This window comes from Methylobacterium sp. OAE515 (assembly GCF_041806315.1).
Lineage (GTDB): Bacteria > Pseudomonadota > Alphaproteobacteria > Rhizobiales > Beijerinckiaceae > Methylobacterium > Methylobacterium tardum.
The window spans coordinates 139,136-154,948 of record NZ_JBGMUV010000002.1 but is presented as its reverse complement, the minus strand read 5'-3'; the positions used below and the strand labels follow the sequence as shown (position 1 = coordinate 154,948).

The following is a 15,813-nucleotide window of genomic DNA, read 5'->3' as shown; positions in this document are numbered from 1 at the left end:
GCCGCCAGGGGGCCGGGCTTGATCGCTTGTTTCAATGAAGCCTCTCGAGGTACACTCGGGCGAGCTCGCGATTTTCGCGGCCAGGCACGATGGGCGGACGCGAATGAAGCATCCGCCAGTTGTCGATGACGAGCGTATCGCCGGCTTCGACTAAGGCGATCGGAATGGGCTGTACCGCTTCCAGATGCTGGCGCACCAATTCGAAAGCGCGTTCGCCCACTCGGCTTGCCGGTTTTAAGAACACTTCGTCCCAGCGAAGCAAGTCGCCTTCCTCGTTGCCCTGCTGCCATAGGCACAACGGCCGCATGACGCTGTCCGCCGTCAGCACTCCTGAGACAGATCGAGGGTCTTCACGAACAGAGGATGGCTGGTTCATCGTAGCCCCCAGGAGCGAAGATGAAACAGTCATCCGGGCCGGCGCGGAAGCCGGCAGAAGCCGTGATCAAGGACATCCGACGCGCCACGCGCCGGCAGTTCTCGGCCGAGGAGAAGATCCGCATCGTCTTGGAAGGGCTGCGCGATGAGGACAGCATCGCCGAGCTGTGCCGGCGTGAGGGCATCGCCAGCTCGATGTACTACGGTTGGTCCAAGGAGTTCTTAGAGGCCGGCAAGAAGCGGCTGGCCGGCGACACGGCTCGGGCCGCCACCGCCGACGAGGTCAAGGAGCTGCGTCGCGAGGCGGGTGCGCTGAAGGAGGTCGTGGCCGATCTCGTTCTGGAGAACCGCTTGCTGAAAAAAAGCATGACCGGGGCTGGGGGCGACGAGGCATGAGGTACCCGGCCTCTGAGAAGCTGGAGATTATCCAGCTGGTCCAGCAATCCCACCTGCCGGTGCGCGCTACCCTGGAGAAGCTCGCCATCCCGCGCGCCACTTTCTACCGCTGGTACGACGCCTTCCAGCGCGGCGGCCCCGAGGCTCTGGCGGATCGCCCCTCCCGTCCCAGCCGGGTCTGGAACCGGTTGCCCGCCGAGGTTCGCGATCAGATCGTCGCCCTCGCGCTGGAGGAGCCAGAGCTCAGCCCACGCGAGTTGGCGGTGCGCTTCACCGACGAGCGGCGCTACTTCGTATCGGAGGCCACCGTCTACCGCTTGCTCAAAGCCCAGGACCTGATCACCAGCCCGGCTTACATCGTGGTCAAAGCCTCCGATGAGTTCCACGACAAGACGACCGCGCCTAACCAGCTCTGGCAGACGGACTTCACCTACCTGAAGGTGGTCGGCTGGGGCTGGTATTACATCTCGTCCGTGCTCGACGACTTCTCGCGCTACATCGTGGCGTGGAAGCTGTGCACGACGATGCAGGTCGGCGACGTCACCGCCACGCTCGACCTTGCGCTGACCGCCGCTGGCCTCGATCAGGTGCAGGTGATGCATCGGCCACGGCTGCTCACCGACAACGGATCGAGCTATGTCGCGGGTGATCTGGCCAACTGGTTCGGCAGCCGGGGTATGACCCACATCCGCCGTGCCCCGCGCCACCCGCAGACGCAGACGCAGGGCAAAATCGAGCGCTGGCACCAGACGCTCAAGAACCGCATTCTACTCGAACACGCCTACCTGCCCGGCGAACTCGAGGCGCGTAAGGCCGCCTTTGTCGAGCACTACAACCACACTCGGGCTCACGAGAGCCTGGGCAACCTCACCCCTGCCGACGTCTACTTCGGCCGCGGCGAGGCCATCCTGCAGGAACGGGCGCGGATCAAGCGTCAGACCCTCGTGGACCGCCGCTTACGCCACCACGCGCGGGCTGCCTAACCTCTCAACCCAGAAGGACCAGAGCCTCCGTTCCTGAGCACCGCAAACCGTCTCAAATCATCTGACGACGGACAGTCACCGGTCAGCATCACTTCTGGTCCTGGGACGCACACCTCGACGTTGCGGGCACCGCCGCGGAGATCGCCAAGGGCATCCCTGATCAGGATTGGCTGCGCCTCTCGGCCGGAGCCGGCACGAAAGGACCGCGCCTGTACGACTGGGCCTATCTACCGCTGGCCACGCTCCGGGCCGACGCGCTCGACCAGAGCTTGTGGACGCGCGGCCTGCTGGTGCGGCGCGGCCTGTCGGATGGGGCGCTCGCCTACTTCACCACCTGGTGCCCGGCCGGCACGCCGGTCGAGAAGCTGGTGATGGTGGAAGGCCGCCGCTCTCGCGATCGAGGACGCATTCGAGACCGCCAAGACGGAACTCGGAGTGGCCCACAACGAGAGCCGCTCATGGCACGGCTGGCACCGGCACGTCAGCTTGGTGATGCTGGCTTTCGCGATGCTGGCGCGGGCGCGCCACTTGGCCAACGGGCCGCCCCCAAAAACGACGCTCATCGCCAAGCTCGCAGGTGCCGTGGCCATCCAAGAGATCCGGCGCGTGGCGATGCGGCTGGCGCAGCGCCGCATTGAGCCCGCCTTCGTGCTCGCCTGGTCAGCTTGGCGGCGCGCCCACCAAGCTGCCGCCCGACAGGCGCATCTCAGAAGAAGGATGCAACTGTAATGCTAAGCCCGATCCTTCCTGCGTAAGGGTCGCTATTCGAGGAACCGATCGAGGTTTCGTATCGGACGGAGTCGGTCGAGCAAACCCAGCGAGAGTCCCTCGTTCCAGTCCCTGACGACTCCTCGTGCGCCCTGCGGAGCACCTGGGACAGACTCGACCGGAGTAGCGACTGCGTCCGGCTTCAGCCCAACGATGAATATCGACCGGCTCATGATTATTCGAGATGCGCTGACAGACGTCCGGGCGGCCGGCGTGGGCCGATGTTGGACGGGCCGGCCGAGAGTTTGCATCCACGCCTTGCAGATAGCAGCCATCTCGACCGACCGAGCCTTATCTCCGTGCATGCTCGTCGGCGCTATCAACCCCCTCCTTAGATGTTCCGTCTCGTTGACGTACCGCGACTGACCTCACGCTGGTTCGAAGCCTGTCGCGCGATGACCGACGTAGACGCCACAAGAGGGAATACCGTGGGTTTCGCCTCTATGCGAACGTTCAACACTCCGAGCTCCGGCGCTGCAGACAGACTCGCTTAAGTCGAGCCGCGATGGGGCAACGAAAGTTGCCCACAATTGAAGTGGCAGCACCTTATTGGAGCATTAACATTGGTGGAAGTAGTCGCAACGAGTTCTATACATAAATGCTTCTGCTATAAGTTTCTTATTTCCTGACACAACCTTCTTGCAAACATCCTCTGCCCTTTGCCGCAAAGAGGCAACGCTACGCCGGCGAACTCTTCTTACGCTCCTGCTCTCGATGAAACGCAGCAAACAGCTCTGGAAGTCGATCTAGGAGATAATCACCAAATTTTGGGTGAACTGTTTCATCGATTAGCAGACCTAATGTCGTATCCGTGCGTTCGACCTTCACGAGGTGGTTGAGTTCGCCGTTCAATCTGACATCCGCCGTAACCGCCGGTGCTGCTACTGGCAAAGGTCTTACGGCCTCGAACAGGCGTAAAAAGCGTGAGTCGGAAGAAAGGAACTTAAAGGTATCTTCCGCGATCATATTTTCAGCTGCCGCCCGCATATCTGGGCTTGCCAAACGGTCTGCCAAACTCATCCAGCGGCGACGTCCAGCTTTTCGGGCAGGTCCTATGGCAGCTACCACAAAATCAGGTACCGTGCGCCGCACCGAGAGCAGGCGCGACAACTCCGTTTTATCGACTAGCAGTGCGGCCATTATAACTTCGCGGGTATGCCCCAATCCTTCAAGTGTCAGTGCGAAAGAAGCGCGCTCTATGAAGCTAAGATCCTCCCGTGCATTGTTTTCCTGTCCTTGAGCCACCACCAACTCAGCGTCCGATAGCGGCTTCACCATAGCTCGGACCGGCCGGCCTAACGCCACGGCGGCGCGCAAGCGCCTGTGCCCGAATGCAACTTGGTAACGACCACTGTCTTTGGGATGTGGACGAACGAGGATGGGCGTCTGCTGCCCCTGTGCTCTGATGATCTCGATAAAGGTGTTTTCGCTCTGTACATCAGTCACCGGCAATCTGTCCGGGGCTGGAGACGGATCAATGAGTGCTGGATCGAGTTCGACAGCAACTACACCAGCTCTGAGCTGCACTTCCGCGGTCCGCGCAGAAGCGGCCTCTGCTGTCAAGCGCTCGAGCGATCGGCTCATCGCACCCACGGCGCCGCGTCCAGCGAAGCTATGACCAACTAGCGAGGGCGCCTGCGCGGTTCGAGCAGAGCTCGCCTCAGACACCTCAGAGTTGACCGCGGTCAACTCTGACTGTTCGGTTGGATCGAGCAGGCCGGCGAGGAGATTTTTGCGTGCCATCGACTTACCGCCCCCATGCTGACCGAATGAGCGTTTCGATTTCACCGTTAACGGCATCCAAGCTTTCGATTGCCCGATCATAAGTCGCGCGCGTGAATTGGTCGCGACTGACCTCAAACAACGTTTGTTTGGTTATTCCAGCATCAGAAACCGCAGTACTCTTAAGCATAGCATTTGTGAGGACACGATCTCCAAACAACGTGCGCATGAATGCGACCATTTGCGTCTGCGGACCATCAGTAGGTTCGTAGCGAGTGACGAGGTAGCGCATCCAGTCGTAGTTCATGTCGCCACCGGCCTTAGCTACAACACCAAGCATCTCTGATGTCATTAATAGGAACTGACACATCGACATCACGTCGAGCATCTGGGGGTGTACTGTCACCAGCACACTTGTTGCCGCACAAAGCGCTGAGAGTGTGAGATAGCCAAGTTGAGGAGGGCAATCGACCACTACCACATCGTAGCGGTCGGCAACCGGGCTAAGGGCCTCCGCAAAACGGGTAAAGAATAACCCATCTGCGTTATTGGTACGTTCGAGCAGAGCCCGTGGCGTCTCATGCTCGAACTCCATGAGTTCAAGATTGCCTGGCACAAGATCAAGACCCGGAAAATATGTCTGCTGGATCACGTCGCTCAACGGACGTCGTGCTTGATCGTACCGAATGGCTGCGTAGAGAGTTTCGTTGTCGTGAACGTCGAACTCGGGCTGAATGCCGTGAAGAGCTGACAAACTAGCTTGTGGGTCGAGGTCTACGGCCAGCACGCGATAGCCGTGCAAGGCAAGGTGTTGAGCAAGATGAGCGGCTGTCGTCGTCTTTCCGGATCCGCCCTTAAAATTCACAGCAGCGATGACCTGAAGATGCTCGTGAGCACGTCGCTCTTTTTGGTATCGACGACCGGTCTTGGCGCCTTCGTCGAGTACGATCCGCAGCGCCCGAATATCCTCGCTAGAGTATGAACGCCGACCGGACGGTCCCACCTCGGGAGTAGGGCCCTTTCCATCGAGTGACAAACGACGCAGATAGCCGTCGTCAACCCCGATCAGCCTTGCGGCTTCTCCCGAGGAGAATCGCCGTAGATGTTTACGAGCTTTAGGTGGGAAAAGGCGTTGTCGATGTGATTGCAGCTTCGCAGATAAGGCCTGCGCGTCGCCGGCAATGAGGTCATGTATGGCGGTGGTTGACCTGGCAGAGGGCGTAGCGTCAGAGGCTGCGGTGCTGGCCACGGTTCCAATCTCCTGTCACGTTTTCAACCGTTACCAGCGCCGGCTTTCCGTGAGAAGAGCATGTACATGGTTAACGACCGCTTGACGCATCGTGCTTTGCCACGACCGCTATGGTTTTTCTGAGAAGCCCCAGATGGCGGTTGTCGGTAGTTGACCGCGGTCAACCGCTGATGAGATCGCCAGAGCAACGGTATGAGCGGCAGGCGCGCCGGTCACATTCCTAGCTAATTGGTTGTCTGAATTTCAGATGCCCTCGACTCCGCCGAAAATGTGCATAGTTAAAATCCAATCTTTCCTCCACCAAGAAATGCTGGCGGATAGCAGATCGCACCGTCTCGTTGATCTGCTAAAAAAGCGAATTCAAGCGACTAGCAGATATGCATGTAAAGAGGCAGTCGTGCCACGCGCGATATAGCTCGTGAGCTGCGGCGAGCATTGAGGGGGGAGGGCGGACTGCCAATGAGTGTGCTGTCATTGCAGACGGTATTGGCCACGGATTCATTTCCAATTCCATTGTTATACTTCGGACAATTTAAGTGATCCCAACTCGGCTGCTAACGTACGCTGATGCAATCCGATAAACCCAATGAGAGAGGGCAGGTTACAACGTTCACTCAGTGATTTTGTCTGGTTTCATCTTCGAAAGCCAACGTTACGTCATGCGATAAATCCGGTTCTCCATTATTAATTCATCTCATGGTATTTTAGTTTTAGGTGTATATAATGATTTCCGAGAAGCGGGCACCTCCCATTCACGTCATTTTTCTTCTTCGCATTGCCATCAACTCGGCCTCGATTCCGTAGCGACCCGCGGCGCACAGACGTGTGATCTGCCGGAAGTAACCGCCGGGATTTTTGATTCGGATGTCGCCGCGTCGTGCCTCATCGTCATGAATTTGCGCGATGATCAGAATCAGCACGGAGGCGCGGAACGCGCCGAGAGTTTCGCAGGCTTCGTCCCAGGCCGATGGATGTGCTCCGATAGAACCTCGCATCAGGCGACCAATCTCGATGATATTCTCCTTGGTTTTGAGGGGTGCGCCGAATTCGGCCGCGACAGGACAGGCGGCCGCGACGAGATCAGGGTCGGGCAGACGGTCTGGCCCAGGCTCGTTTCGAGAGCCGGTTGTACAAGGATCGGTAGGAGATCCGGTGTTTTGTTCTATGTGACGGCCAGAATTGCCGGCAGAGGCGGCTTGGAAGAACCGTTGTTCTGCCATGGCCTGAAGCTCTCCCCACGCCTCAAGAATTTGGTCTGGATCGGCGGTGGCATCTCGCCTACGGGGTGTATCGCGCTCGAGAGATTCGCGAGCGGCGAGCAGGTCGGACGCCTCAATTAGCGGAAATCGCGTTAGGAGAGCATTGAGAGCTTCCGATACGGCGCGGCGTCGAACGGTCAAAAGATCGAACGAACGCCGCCTATGGGCTTCTCTCGAGGTCGCCTCCAAAATCGCGCTAACCCACTCGCCCTTTCGCGCCACGATCGGGGTGAGATCGAAGCCGTATGCTTCGATGATCGCGCCGCCCGGCGCTCGTACCGCGAAGCGCTTGCCGTTGGCACTATCGCGGGGCGTAATAACTTCTAGGGCCACTAAGTCGCGCAGGCCGTAGCGGAGCGCCCGCTCGGACAGCCCGGTCATCCCACACAGGTGCTCGTTAGACGGCCAGACGACCAGACGGTCCCATTCTTGCTCTCCCCAGACAGCGCAAAGCGCCGACAGGATCGACCGTAGGGCAGGGCGCAGGCGCAGAGCCTTCGCAGCGTCCCGGCCCGCAGCCGAGAGCTCTTTGCGCGAGATCGTCCGCCCCTCTTCGAGCACACGTCTCCGACCGGCAAGGGCGGCGCGCGTCAGCGGCCGACCACCGGAATGAACCGTCTCCACCTTTCACCTCCTTCAGGAGGCAAAGCGAGATCGTTCACCCGCGAGGGTGTCATTGACGGGCGGTGCCCAGGAAGGTTAGAAAGGGGTGCGAATCACTTTCTGACCTGGGTCCCCACCTAGCGATGAGAGATCCAAAGGCCCTACGGCTCCCCAGCCGTGGGGCCTTTTGCTTTGCCGGGGTTACATCGAGTTGGTCTCCGTGAATGCTGCCTTGAGCGCGTGGACGATAGCAGTACGACGGTTCGGAAACCGACCGGCCCTCACGGCTTGGTCGATCGCCTCACGCACCGGCGCCGGCACCCAGACATTCGTCTCAACCTCACCTGAGGCCTTGCGCGCATCGCGCAAGCGCTTCACGCGGGCCTGAGACTGCATGTCGGGCATCGGGCATACCTCCCACGACTCGTAGCGTTACGAGTAGTCGGCTGATTCTGGGGACCGAGTCCAGATGGAGCCCAGATTCACACGGGGATTGATGGTTTGTTAAAGGTCAGATGGCGCACGGGCCGACCGCGATTTGGCCCTTCGCGTTCCGGATTACGCCCTCGTCGCGCGTTTCCGTCCGCGAAGTGTAGCGGGTTTCGATCGAATAGGCAGGCTTAAGCGGCTGAGCCTGCTTGGCGCCAATCTCCTCCAGTTTCACGCAGCTCATCGCGCTGATTGGGTTGAAGAAGACGTCATGTTGTAGAGATCACGCAGATGCCTGGCGATCTCCCGGGATCTCATGCCGCGAGCGTACATCGACACCCGGTCGTTTTCGCCGGTTGATACGCTCAGGGGAGGGGCTTCAAAGCCAGCGCTGGTAGCGGGCGATCAGCTGCCGGTCGCACGGGATCGGCCAATCGATCCGAGCAGTCTCGAACGTCACGTTCTTGCGGCCGTAGCCATTGCGGCGGCTGCCATCGTCGCTAGCCAGATTATGATCGATCTCAGTGCTAAGGGCGCACTCGCCGAAGGCCTTCTTCAACTCGTACAGCACGCCGTCGGCCTTACACGCCAGCATCGAGTGGGTGGCGGCTAGCTTCTAATACTGTATTAAGTTAGCAATGCGTAGCACATTGCATTGCGTCGTCGGGATTTTACTTCTTTTCTACTACGGTCACCTGCGCGAAAGCCCGGACAATCCGGCGCGCCCAATAGGTCGAGGCCGGTCGGAACTCCTGCTGCCATTACAGCTGGCCGCATTTCGCAGAGGCTGAAGCGGAATCCGCCATCTTGTCTCAGCGCAAGAATCGGGAACGCTACCTCACTGACGTCCCCCATCGCTTTGGTCCGGCGTGAGTGCGAGTTTTCCGGTTGTGTGAGACCCTGATGGGAGGAGCAGAGCCGTGAAGAAGGGCAGGTTCACCGAGGAGCAAATCGCCTTCGCGCTGAAGCAGGCGGAGACCGGGACACCGGTCGCGGAGGTGCTGCGCCGGATGGGCATCTCCGAACAGACATTCTACCGTTGGAAGAAGCTCTACGGTGGCTTGGGCACAGGCGAGCTGCGGCGGCTGAAGCAGCTTGAGGACGAGAATCGCAAGCTCAAGCAGCTCGTTGCCGATCTGAGCCTCGACAAGCACATCCTGCAGGACGTGCTCGCAAAAAAGCTCTGACGCCTGATCGGCGACGCGCGCTCGTGCACCAGGTTCAGGCGGCACACGGGGTGAGCGAGCGGCGCGGCTGCGCCGCGCTCGGCGTCGGCCGGTCGGGCGTCCGCTACCGCTCGACCAAGCCCGATCAGGCACCGCTGCGGATGCGCATCTGTGATCTGGCCAAGAGCCGGGTGCGCTATGGGTACTTCCGGATCTACATCCTGCTGCGCCGGGAGGGCTGGCGGGTAAATCACAAGAGGGTCCACCGTCTCTACCGGGACGAGGGGCTCAGCCTGCGGCTCAAGCGACCGCGCCGGCACGTCAGCGCGGCACACCGCGAGCGTCAGCCTGCTGCGCTCCGGCCGAACGAACGCTGGTCGATGGACTTCGTCTCCGACGCGCTGTTCGACGGCCGCCGGCTGAGGGCCCTGACGGTCGTCGATGCGTTCACGCGCGAGGCTCTGGCGATCGAGGTCGACCAGGGCATCAAAGGCGAACAGGTCGTGGCTGTCGTCGGCCGCTTGGCGCTGCTGCGCGGAGCACCGTGCGCGATTCAGGTCGATAACGGGCCTGAGTTCGTCTCGAAAGCCCTCGACCGCTGGGCCTACGAGAACGGCGTCACGTTGGACTTCTCACGGCCTGGCAAGCCGACCGACAACGCGCTGGTCGAGTCGTTCAACGGCCGTCTGCGCGACGAGTGCCTGAACGCGAACTGGTTCTTGTCGTTGGCCGACGCGAGGAGCAAGATCGAGACGTGGCGGCGGCACTACAACGAGAGCCGTCCTCACACCGCCCTGGGGTGGCGGACGCCCCAGGAATTCGCCCTGGCGGCGGCCATCCAGGCCGCCGAATGAGATCCGGAGGCTCACCTTTCGGCCGGACCAAGATCCGGGGGACCCTCATCCAATCCTTCATCTTCCTGGCCTGATCAAGCCGGAGGCCGCCGTACTCCTTGCGCCAGCGATAGTAGGTTTGCTCAGAGATCTCTGCTTCCTTGCAGGCCAAAGCCAAACTCTTGCCCTGGGCTGTCTGCACCTCAATCTGGCTCAGCTTGAGCACGACCTGCTCCGCGCTCGTCTTCTGTCCTCGCTTCCCAAATCCAGCCGGTCAGGTCAGGTCAACAGAACTTGCACCTATCGTGGAGGCTCACAACCGCGGCCGCCGGCTCGAACTCCTGCGTGGCCCGACGCCCTGAAAGTCCATCTATCAACCAGGACGGACGAGCCTGAACGCTTTAAGCCCAATTTTTGATATTAAATGCGGAGATCGAACATTTAACTATCGTCGTGCATCTTTTCACGCTTAACCGGTTCGTATGTATAGCCATCTGAGGTGGAATCAAGATGATTTACACAAATGTTCAGCTCACCGTTCGCAGTGGAGGTCAGTTTACCGCCAAGCCGGACGTGGGTAGAGCCGTGCACGGGAACGTTCTTGTGGCTTTTGTATTTTGCTCCTTGAAAGTTATTATAGTGTATATTTTGGTGATCAGGCAGATTTAGCGAGAAGCTAACAGTTTGGCCGGCTGCAAGATATACTTTTTTGGAAGCCGAATCCATTTCGTTGATTATTGCATTCTCTAAGTCTTTCATGTTTTCCGCATTGTCGGCTCTAATAACCGTACTTGGATTCGCTGGATTTATTCGGCCTATCGGATTTTCGGAATTCCATTCCTTTCCAGTGCCCGTGATAGTGCCTCGAATATGCGTGCCTCTTTCGTGGCGCATGGTCTCAATCCATCGTGCGTGTTTTTCAAAAGGCTTGCTCGAACCATCAAGGTAAAGATGCCGCTTTTGAAAGCCTTCGCTAAAGCTGACGGACGTAACTCTCGGCATGACCACCACCCTTTATGAGTAAAAATACTACGATGCTTCGCATAGATCGGTGATACGCGCTTTAGTTCCTATCTGCCGAGTCGAATAGGCTATATGCGACTTTTTTTATTGTCGCATATTAATATAGAAATTTATAATGGTTTAAAATTTTATTCTATGATAGCGATGAATGTGCTCAAGTTTGAGCTGCTCCGCTCGACCGGCAAGGAATTTTTGGGTTAGGCTATCGGTAATAAATGTTGCGCACGGATTTGCTGGAATCTTTGCTGGTGCCCGTACTGCCGTAATCGGACAGAGAGATCCGGCTTTAGCAAGCACCGCCGAACCCATCGCCGCAAAGGCCGGTGAAGTATGGACCTCCCATATGGATGCGATGGCCGTTGGCTGCATTGGAGCCGCCGGCAGAGGCGAGAGCCGGAATGCGGCCTGACGATAAGGTTGCGCCTGTCACAAAACTTATTGGCATCCAGGCGGCCCCGCCAAAATGTCTTCGGATATGCAGCACAGTAATGTGCATCGCAAGAGCAATTGTACAGCGTGTCTTTATGGACGTCCCCTTTTATCGTGTTGCAGCTGTAACGACATGGCGCTTTGTCTAAGGAATGCCAGCATGGAAACACCTGGCAGCGGTGCCGGCAAGGCCGACTCCACTTAAAGCGTCCGGTGTCTGATCCCGCAGTGTGGTGGTACGGTTGACCACCGCGCTGCGAGGGATGCGCTATGGGCCAGGTTCTCCATGGAAGCGCCACCACGACGGAGGCAGTCCGTCGCGCGATTCAGCTCCGTGAAGAGAGCGTAAGAGCGCTGGCCAAGCGCTACGGCGTCAGCCCGACGACGGTGCAGAAGTGGCGCAAACGGACGAGCACAGCGGATGCCCGGATGGCCCCCAAGGAGCCGCGCTCCACCGTGCTCACCGTCGAGGAGGAAGCGATCATCGTCGCCTTCCGCCGTCACACCCTGCTTCCGCTTGACGACTGCCTCTACGGCTTGCAGCCAACGATCCCGCACCTGACGCGCTCCTCGCTGCATCGCTGCCTGGAACGGCAGGCATCAGCCGACTACCCGAGATCGACGGCGACAAGCCCAAGAAGCAGCGCTTTGCGAGCTACGCCATCGGCTTCGTCCATATAGACATCGCCGAGGTGAGCACGGCTGAGGGCAAGCTCAGGCTGTTCGTGGCTATTGACCGAACTAGCAGGTTCGCCTTCGTGCGGCTCGTGGAGAGCGCCGGGAAGATGGAGGCTGCTCAGTTTCTGCGCGACTTCATCGAGGCGGTGTCTTACCGCATCCACACCGTGCTCACAGACAACGGCGTCCAGTTCACATCACGCCGGCAAGACACTTACGATAGCCAGCACATCTTCGACCGCGTCTGCGACGAGCACGACATCGAGCATCGGCTGACCAAGGTGAACCATCCTTGGACCAACGGGCAGGCCGAGCGGATGAACCGCACCATCAAGGATGCGAAGGTCAAGCGCTACCACTACGACAGCCACGACCAGCTTCGAACGCATCTGCACCTGTTCGTCGATGCCTACAATCACGCTCGTCGGCTCAAGACCCTGCGGGGCCTGACACCCGCGGAGTTCATCCTGAACGCCTGGACGAAAGAGCCTGATCGTTTCAGGATCGACCCGTCACACCTCATCCCGGGACCATACACCTAGCAGAATCATCGTTCGATGAAGCGCGGGACGATAAACGCTGCGGCCAGCACCGAGAAGGCGAGAGCGATGTCTGCCCGTCGCTCGTGGTGGATGGCGAAGCGGCGGTACTGAGCAAACCAAGCCAGCGTCCACTTGACGACTGACCTGCGCCGTCCCGGTCGTCGGCTGCTCTCGATGCCGCGGGGCGCGATGCGGTATTCGCATAACAGCGGGAGAGCGCCTGACGACAGCGGCTTTGATCGTAGCCCTTAACGGCATGCAGCCGAGTGGGGCGTTTGCGCGGCCCTTCGCAGCACGGGCGGATCGGCAGGACGGCAACGATGATCGCCTCGAGCATCTGGTAGTCGTGCAGGTTGGCATCCGTCAGCTCCAGCGCGAGGGTTATGCCCTTCGCATCGGTGGGGCCGTGGCGCTTCGTACCCGGTCTGCAGCGATCGGTTGAATGCGGTCCCGCCGGCTCCCTCTTTAGAGTCGAACGTCGCGCTTCCGAACAAATCGTGAATGACGTCGATCCCATTCCGACGGGCGAGCCGGTTGTGCAACTCCTGCTTTGGGCGTCCTACGCCCCGGCCTTCTGCCGGTCGCGTAAGCGGCGCCTGCAGGTCATGCTCGAGCCGCATCCCATCATATGCGGAAGCAACTCCCAGGACGTGCCCGAGCGCGGCACGAAGAAGATGCCCGTCGATTCCGCGAAGTCTGATGGGCGTAAGCGACCGCCTTTCGGCTTGGCCGGCTCATCCGGCAGCAACGGTGCGATCACGGTCCACAGGCCGTTGGGGCGACGCGGCCTTATCATCCTCCCACAACGCGGCACAACCGTTTTATCGCGCGTTTAAAGACTTGCTATATGGCTTCACTACCGAGAAATGTTTATTCCGGGGTGGCAGAGTCCCGTGCTCTGCGCGAGGATGGGCACGTTGCCGACCATGCTCTGGCGGGTCAGAGAGGCCGGCAGACCGGATCGGCTTCGTGCAGAAACGAATAGCGTCAATGCGACGATGTCGCCCTGCTGCACGGCACCGACGAACAAGGCCAGCTTGCTTGTGAGGACGATCTGGGCGATCGCGGCCCGTTCCCGTTCGATCAACGCGGCTTTGCCCTGGTGAAGATCTTCGGGACTCGCCGCGATCATGACCACGGTCGTACCGCTCGGAACGCCCGGAGCGTAATCCAGCTCCCGGAATTGCCCGATCGAGACCGCCTGGAAGCTGCAGGCTAGCGGAGCTGCCAATAATTCTTCAAGGAGCTCCCCTCCACGCGCGCTGCCGGTCGAGTAGAGACTGCCGATCATGAGGAGGAGCATCGCTCCCATGTTCGTCTCCCACCTTGATCCGCGCATCATCACTTCACTCTGAATTGGACGGTCTGGCCAGCTTGCGGCAACCGGAGGCGCTCAGGGGTGCCGTAGATGAACTGGACACCGTTCAGGCTTCTGCGAAGGGAGTCTCGCGGCGCGGTCATTTCGTCGCGTCCGCCATGATCGGCGGGGGCGAGCGCGCCTGCTATCCCGAGGCGTACGATGCGATCGGCCAACTGGGCCTGTCCCATATTGATCGGGATCCGAGGCGAGGACGCCGGACCCGCGAATGCTCTCCAGGAGGGAGCGAGACCGGCTCCCGGAGTGGGCGGGGAAGCCGGGATCGAACCCATTGGCTGGAGCCGGCCGATGATCGGAGCGTGTCGAGCCGGTGCGAATTGCGCAAGCGACGGAGGCGGGCCGCTCGCGGCGGAGGGATTGGCGATCACTTCACCGGGCCAAGGAGGTTCGAAATCGAAGCTTCGATTCTCGCCCGATGCCGTCTTGGACGGTTCCGCGGCGACGGCCGACGGGGCGGTCGTCGACGGGATGGTGGCCATCAAGAAGATGGACAAATATCTGTAGCATTTCGGACATCCGATAAGTGCGGACAGAATTGCCTCACAGAACGCGTATGGCTATCAATTTCTGCCCGAAGGCCAAATAGAACAACATATTGGTCGCAAGACGCGATCGGGTCTTTGGCACCCGAAACGATATCCGGCCGAATACGATCCGCTCGGTGTCGTCGCGACGCAACCGGCCGCTTACGGGGCGCGCGACGTCGAACAACCAATCGGTGCCGCCATGTCCATCGGAACGATAAAGGGCGAGGCCGAGCCAATCGAAGTGGGCCTCCTCCGCGGCGAGCTTCGCGCGTTCGAGCGGGTCGATCCGGACGTTCATGTACGCCACGGAGAACGTGTACGATCGTCCGGCATCTCGGCACATTACGACGCCGCTGGCCCTCATCCCCCAGGATGCTCCGAGACTTTTGATAGGAACCTGCGCGCGCGCGTGCGCACAGAACTGCGCAGGCGTGCCGAACGCCAGCCAATAGCCTCGGTCGGCTAGGTCGGCACGGGCGGGAACCGCCGTCGCGCCGGTCCCTACGGCGAGAGCAAGCACGCCGTGCAGGCTGCTCGAACGGGCGCGTCGTCCAAATTCAGCGAAGGGCGACATGGCCACCCTGATCAACCTGGATCGTCGCCACAAGTACGCGCCGCTTGACGTCGTTCAGCTTTCGCACCGCGAGATCGTGTCGGCCCTTCGGCTCGAACACGGTCCCGACAACCTCAACGCCGACACCGTCGGGCAGGGCGTTGGCGACGTATTCGATTTGGTAGGTGCCGGGCTCCGGCGTCGTAGATTGCCACAACTCGACGGCCGGGCCGCTCGTCATGTCGTAGCTCAGCGTGGCCTCCGAGCCGGCGTAGTCGCCTCCGCCGCGGTTGGCCTTGTACCAGTAGAATTCACGGCCGGCCGGATCCGTGACGTGTAGGTCGATGTCGGCACCGGGCACGAGCCATCTGATCTGGACGAGAAGGAACGAAGGCCCGGCAATGGAGGGTTGATCGGCTCTCGCCCGAGTCTCCCCCGGAGAGGCTTGCATGGCCGAGGCCGGATCTGCCGCCGCTCGCCCTCTTCCGTAATAGGGAAACAGGATCATCGTCACGAGAATGAATGCTCCGAGCGCCGACGCGAATAGATCAAGCGCCGAGATGCTGAAGATCTCCACCTGCCGCCTGCGTCTCCTGCGCATCGAGGCTGCTCAGCACATGGCGGCGGGTGACGTGGCGAGGACGGGCGGCCGACGGCAGCCTGCTTCGCGACTACTGGCGTGGCACGACGACGGTCGCGTCCGGGTCGTCGTCGCGGGCCGGGGAGGAGGGTGCCGGTCCGCCTCGCGACCAAGCTTCGTGTCGCGTACGACTGACGTCGCGCGCCGGCCACGACAAGGCGGCAGTAGCTTCCCGTGTCGGCGGGATCGGGTTTGTCCGCGCGACCGCCCCTTGACCTCCTGTCGAACGGTGCAACGGGTCGGCGGGACGTTCGAGCAGA

At 60.3% G+C, this 15,813-nt stretch carries 12 protein-coding genes and 4 pseudogenes; 4 read left to right on the top strand and 12 right to left on the bottom strand.

The features are described from left to right. Positions 1–31: 31 nt before the first annotated feature. Positions 32–376, bottom strand: coding sequence for a hypothetical protein (locus ABIE45_RS30940; protein WP_373622927.1), 345 nt, complete (start codon positions 374–376; stop codon positions 32–34). Positions 377–396: 20 nt separating this feature from the next. Between ABIE45_RS30940 and ABIE45_RS30935 the strand changes: the two genes are divergently transcribed. Next, positions 397–1,754, top strand: a protein-coding gene (locus ABIE45_RS30935) for an IS3 family transposase (protein WP_373622926.1) whose coding sequence is annotated in 2 segments (ribosomal slippage) — positions 397–732 and positions 735–1,754 — 1,356 coding nt in all. Because the reading frame shifts where the segments join, the coding sequence is not laid out codon by codon here. 74 nt (positions 1,755–1,828) lie between these two features. Then, a pseudogene (locus ABIE45_RS30930) lies at positions 1,829–2,392 on the top strand (IS701 family transposase); the annotation flags it as partial. Positions 2,393–3,200: 808 nt separating this feature from the next. On the opposite strand, the gene repB reads toward ABIE45_RS30930, so the two are convergent. The 5 genes from repB to ABIE45_RS30905 form a co-directional block, all read right to left on the bottom strand. Continuing rightward, on the bottom strand, positions 3,201–4,265 hold the full coding sequence (gene repB, locus ABIE45_RS30925) for a plasmid partitioning protein RepB (protein ID WP_192711408.1): 1,065 nt from the start codon (positions 4,263–4,265) through the stop codon (positions 3,201–3,203). Between the two features lie 4 nt (positions 4,266–4,269). Then, positions 4,270–5,493: a plasmid partitioning protein RepA gene (gene repA, locus ABIE45_RS30920; RefSeq protein WP_192711409.1), complete on the bottom strand. Its 1,224-nt coding sequence runs from the start codon at positions 5,491–5,493 to the stop codon at positions 4,270–4,272. A 752-nt stretch (positions 5,494–6,245) separates the two neighbouring features. Continuing rightward, positions 6,246–7,376: a plasmid replication protein RepC gene (repC, locus tag ABIE45_RS30915; RefSeq protein WP_192711410.1), complete on the bottom strand. Its 1,131-nt coding sequence runs from the start codon at positions 7,374–7,376 to the stop codon at positions 6,246–6,248. Positions 7,377–7,556: 180 nt separating this feature from the next. Next, complete coding sequence (locus ABIE45_RS30910; protein ID WP_192711411.1) at positions 7,557–7,760, bottom strand: hypothetical protein; 204 nt, start codon at positions 7,758–7,760, stop codon at positions 7,557–7,559. 403 nt (positions 7,761–8,163) lie between these two features. After that, positions 8,164–8,355, bottom strand: a complete 192-nt coding sequence (locus ABIE45_RS30905; protein ID WP_192711412.1) for a hypothetical protein — start codon at positions 8,353–8,355, stop codon at positions 8,164–8,166. A gap of 349 nt (positions 8,356–8,704) precedes the next feature. On the opposite strand from ABIE45_RS30905, the gene ABIE45_RS30900 reads away from it, so the two are divergent. After that, positions 8,705–9,804, top strand: a protein-coding gene (locus ABIE45_RS30900; RefSeq protein WP_192711804.1) for an IS3-like element ISMex11 family transposase whose coding sequence is annotated in 2 segments (ribosomal slippage) — positions 8,705–8,957 and positions 8,957–9,804 — 1,101 coding nt in all. Because the reading frame shifts where the segments join, the coding sequence is not laid out codon by codon here. 43 nt (positions 9,805–9,847) lie between these two features. On the opposite strand, the pseudogene ABIE45_RS30895 reads toward ABIE45_RS30900, so the two are convergent. Both ABIE45_RS30895 and ABIE45_RS30890 read right to left on the bottom strand, forming a co-directional pair. After that, a pseudogene (locus ABIE45_RS30895) lies at positions 9,848–10,009 on the bottom strand (transposase); the annotation flags it as partial. A gap of 215 nt (positions 10,010–10,224) precedes the next feature. Further along, a complete protein-coding gene (locus tag ABIE45_RS30890) occupies positions 10,225–10,785 on the bottom strand; it encodes a hypothetical protein (RefSeq protein ID WP_192711442.1) in 561 nt (186 codons plus the stop codon). A 720-nt stretch (positions 10,786–11,505) separates the two neighbouring features. Here ABIE45_RS30890 and ABIE45_RS30885 point away from each other — a divergent pair. Further along, positions 11,506–12,455 (top strand): annotated as a pseudogene (locus tag ABIE45_RS30885) (IS481 family transposase). A gap of 5 nt (positions 12,456–12,460) precedes the next feature. Here ABIE45_RS30885 and ABIE45_RS30880 read toward each other — a convergent pair. From ABIE45_RS30880 to ABIE45_RS30865, 4 genes and pseudogenes are all read right to left on the bottom strand, one after another. Next, a pseudogene (locus tag ABIE45_RS30880) lies at positions 12,461–13,251 on the bottom strand (IS5 family transposase). Between the two features lie 60 nt (positions 13,252–13,311). Next, positions 13,312–13,767 carry a hypothetical protein gene (locus tag ABIE45_RS30875; RefSeq protein WP_192711441.1) on the bottom strand — a complete coding sequence of 152 codons (456 nt, stop codon included), beginning with the start codon at positions 13,765–13,767 and terminating at the stop codon, positions 13,312–13,314. A gap of 606 nt (positions 13,768–14,373) precedes the next feature. Continuing rightward, the gene (locus ABIE45_RS30870; RefSeq protein WP_192711440.1) at positions 14,374–14,934 is read right to left on the bottom strand and encodes a hypothetical protein; all 561 of its coding nucleotides are present in this window, start codon (positions 14,932–14,934) and stop codon (positions 14,374–14,376) included. Further along, positions 14,918–15,490: a hypothetical protein gene (locus tag ABIE45_RS30865; RefSeq protein ID WP_192711439.1), complete on the bottom strand. Its 573-nt coding sequence runs from the start codon at positions 15,488–15,490 to the stop codon at positions 14,918–14,920. The genes ABIE45_RS30870 and ABIE45_RS30865 overlap by 17 nt, the downstream gene beginning before the upstream one ends. Between the last annotated feature and the right edge of the window lie 323 nt (positions 15,491–15,813).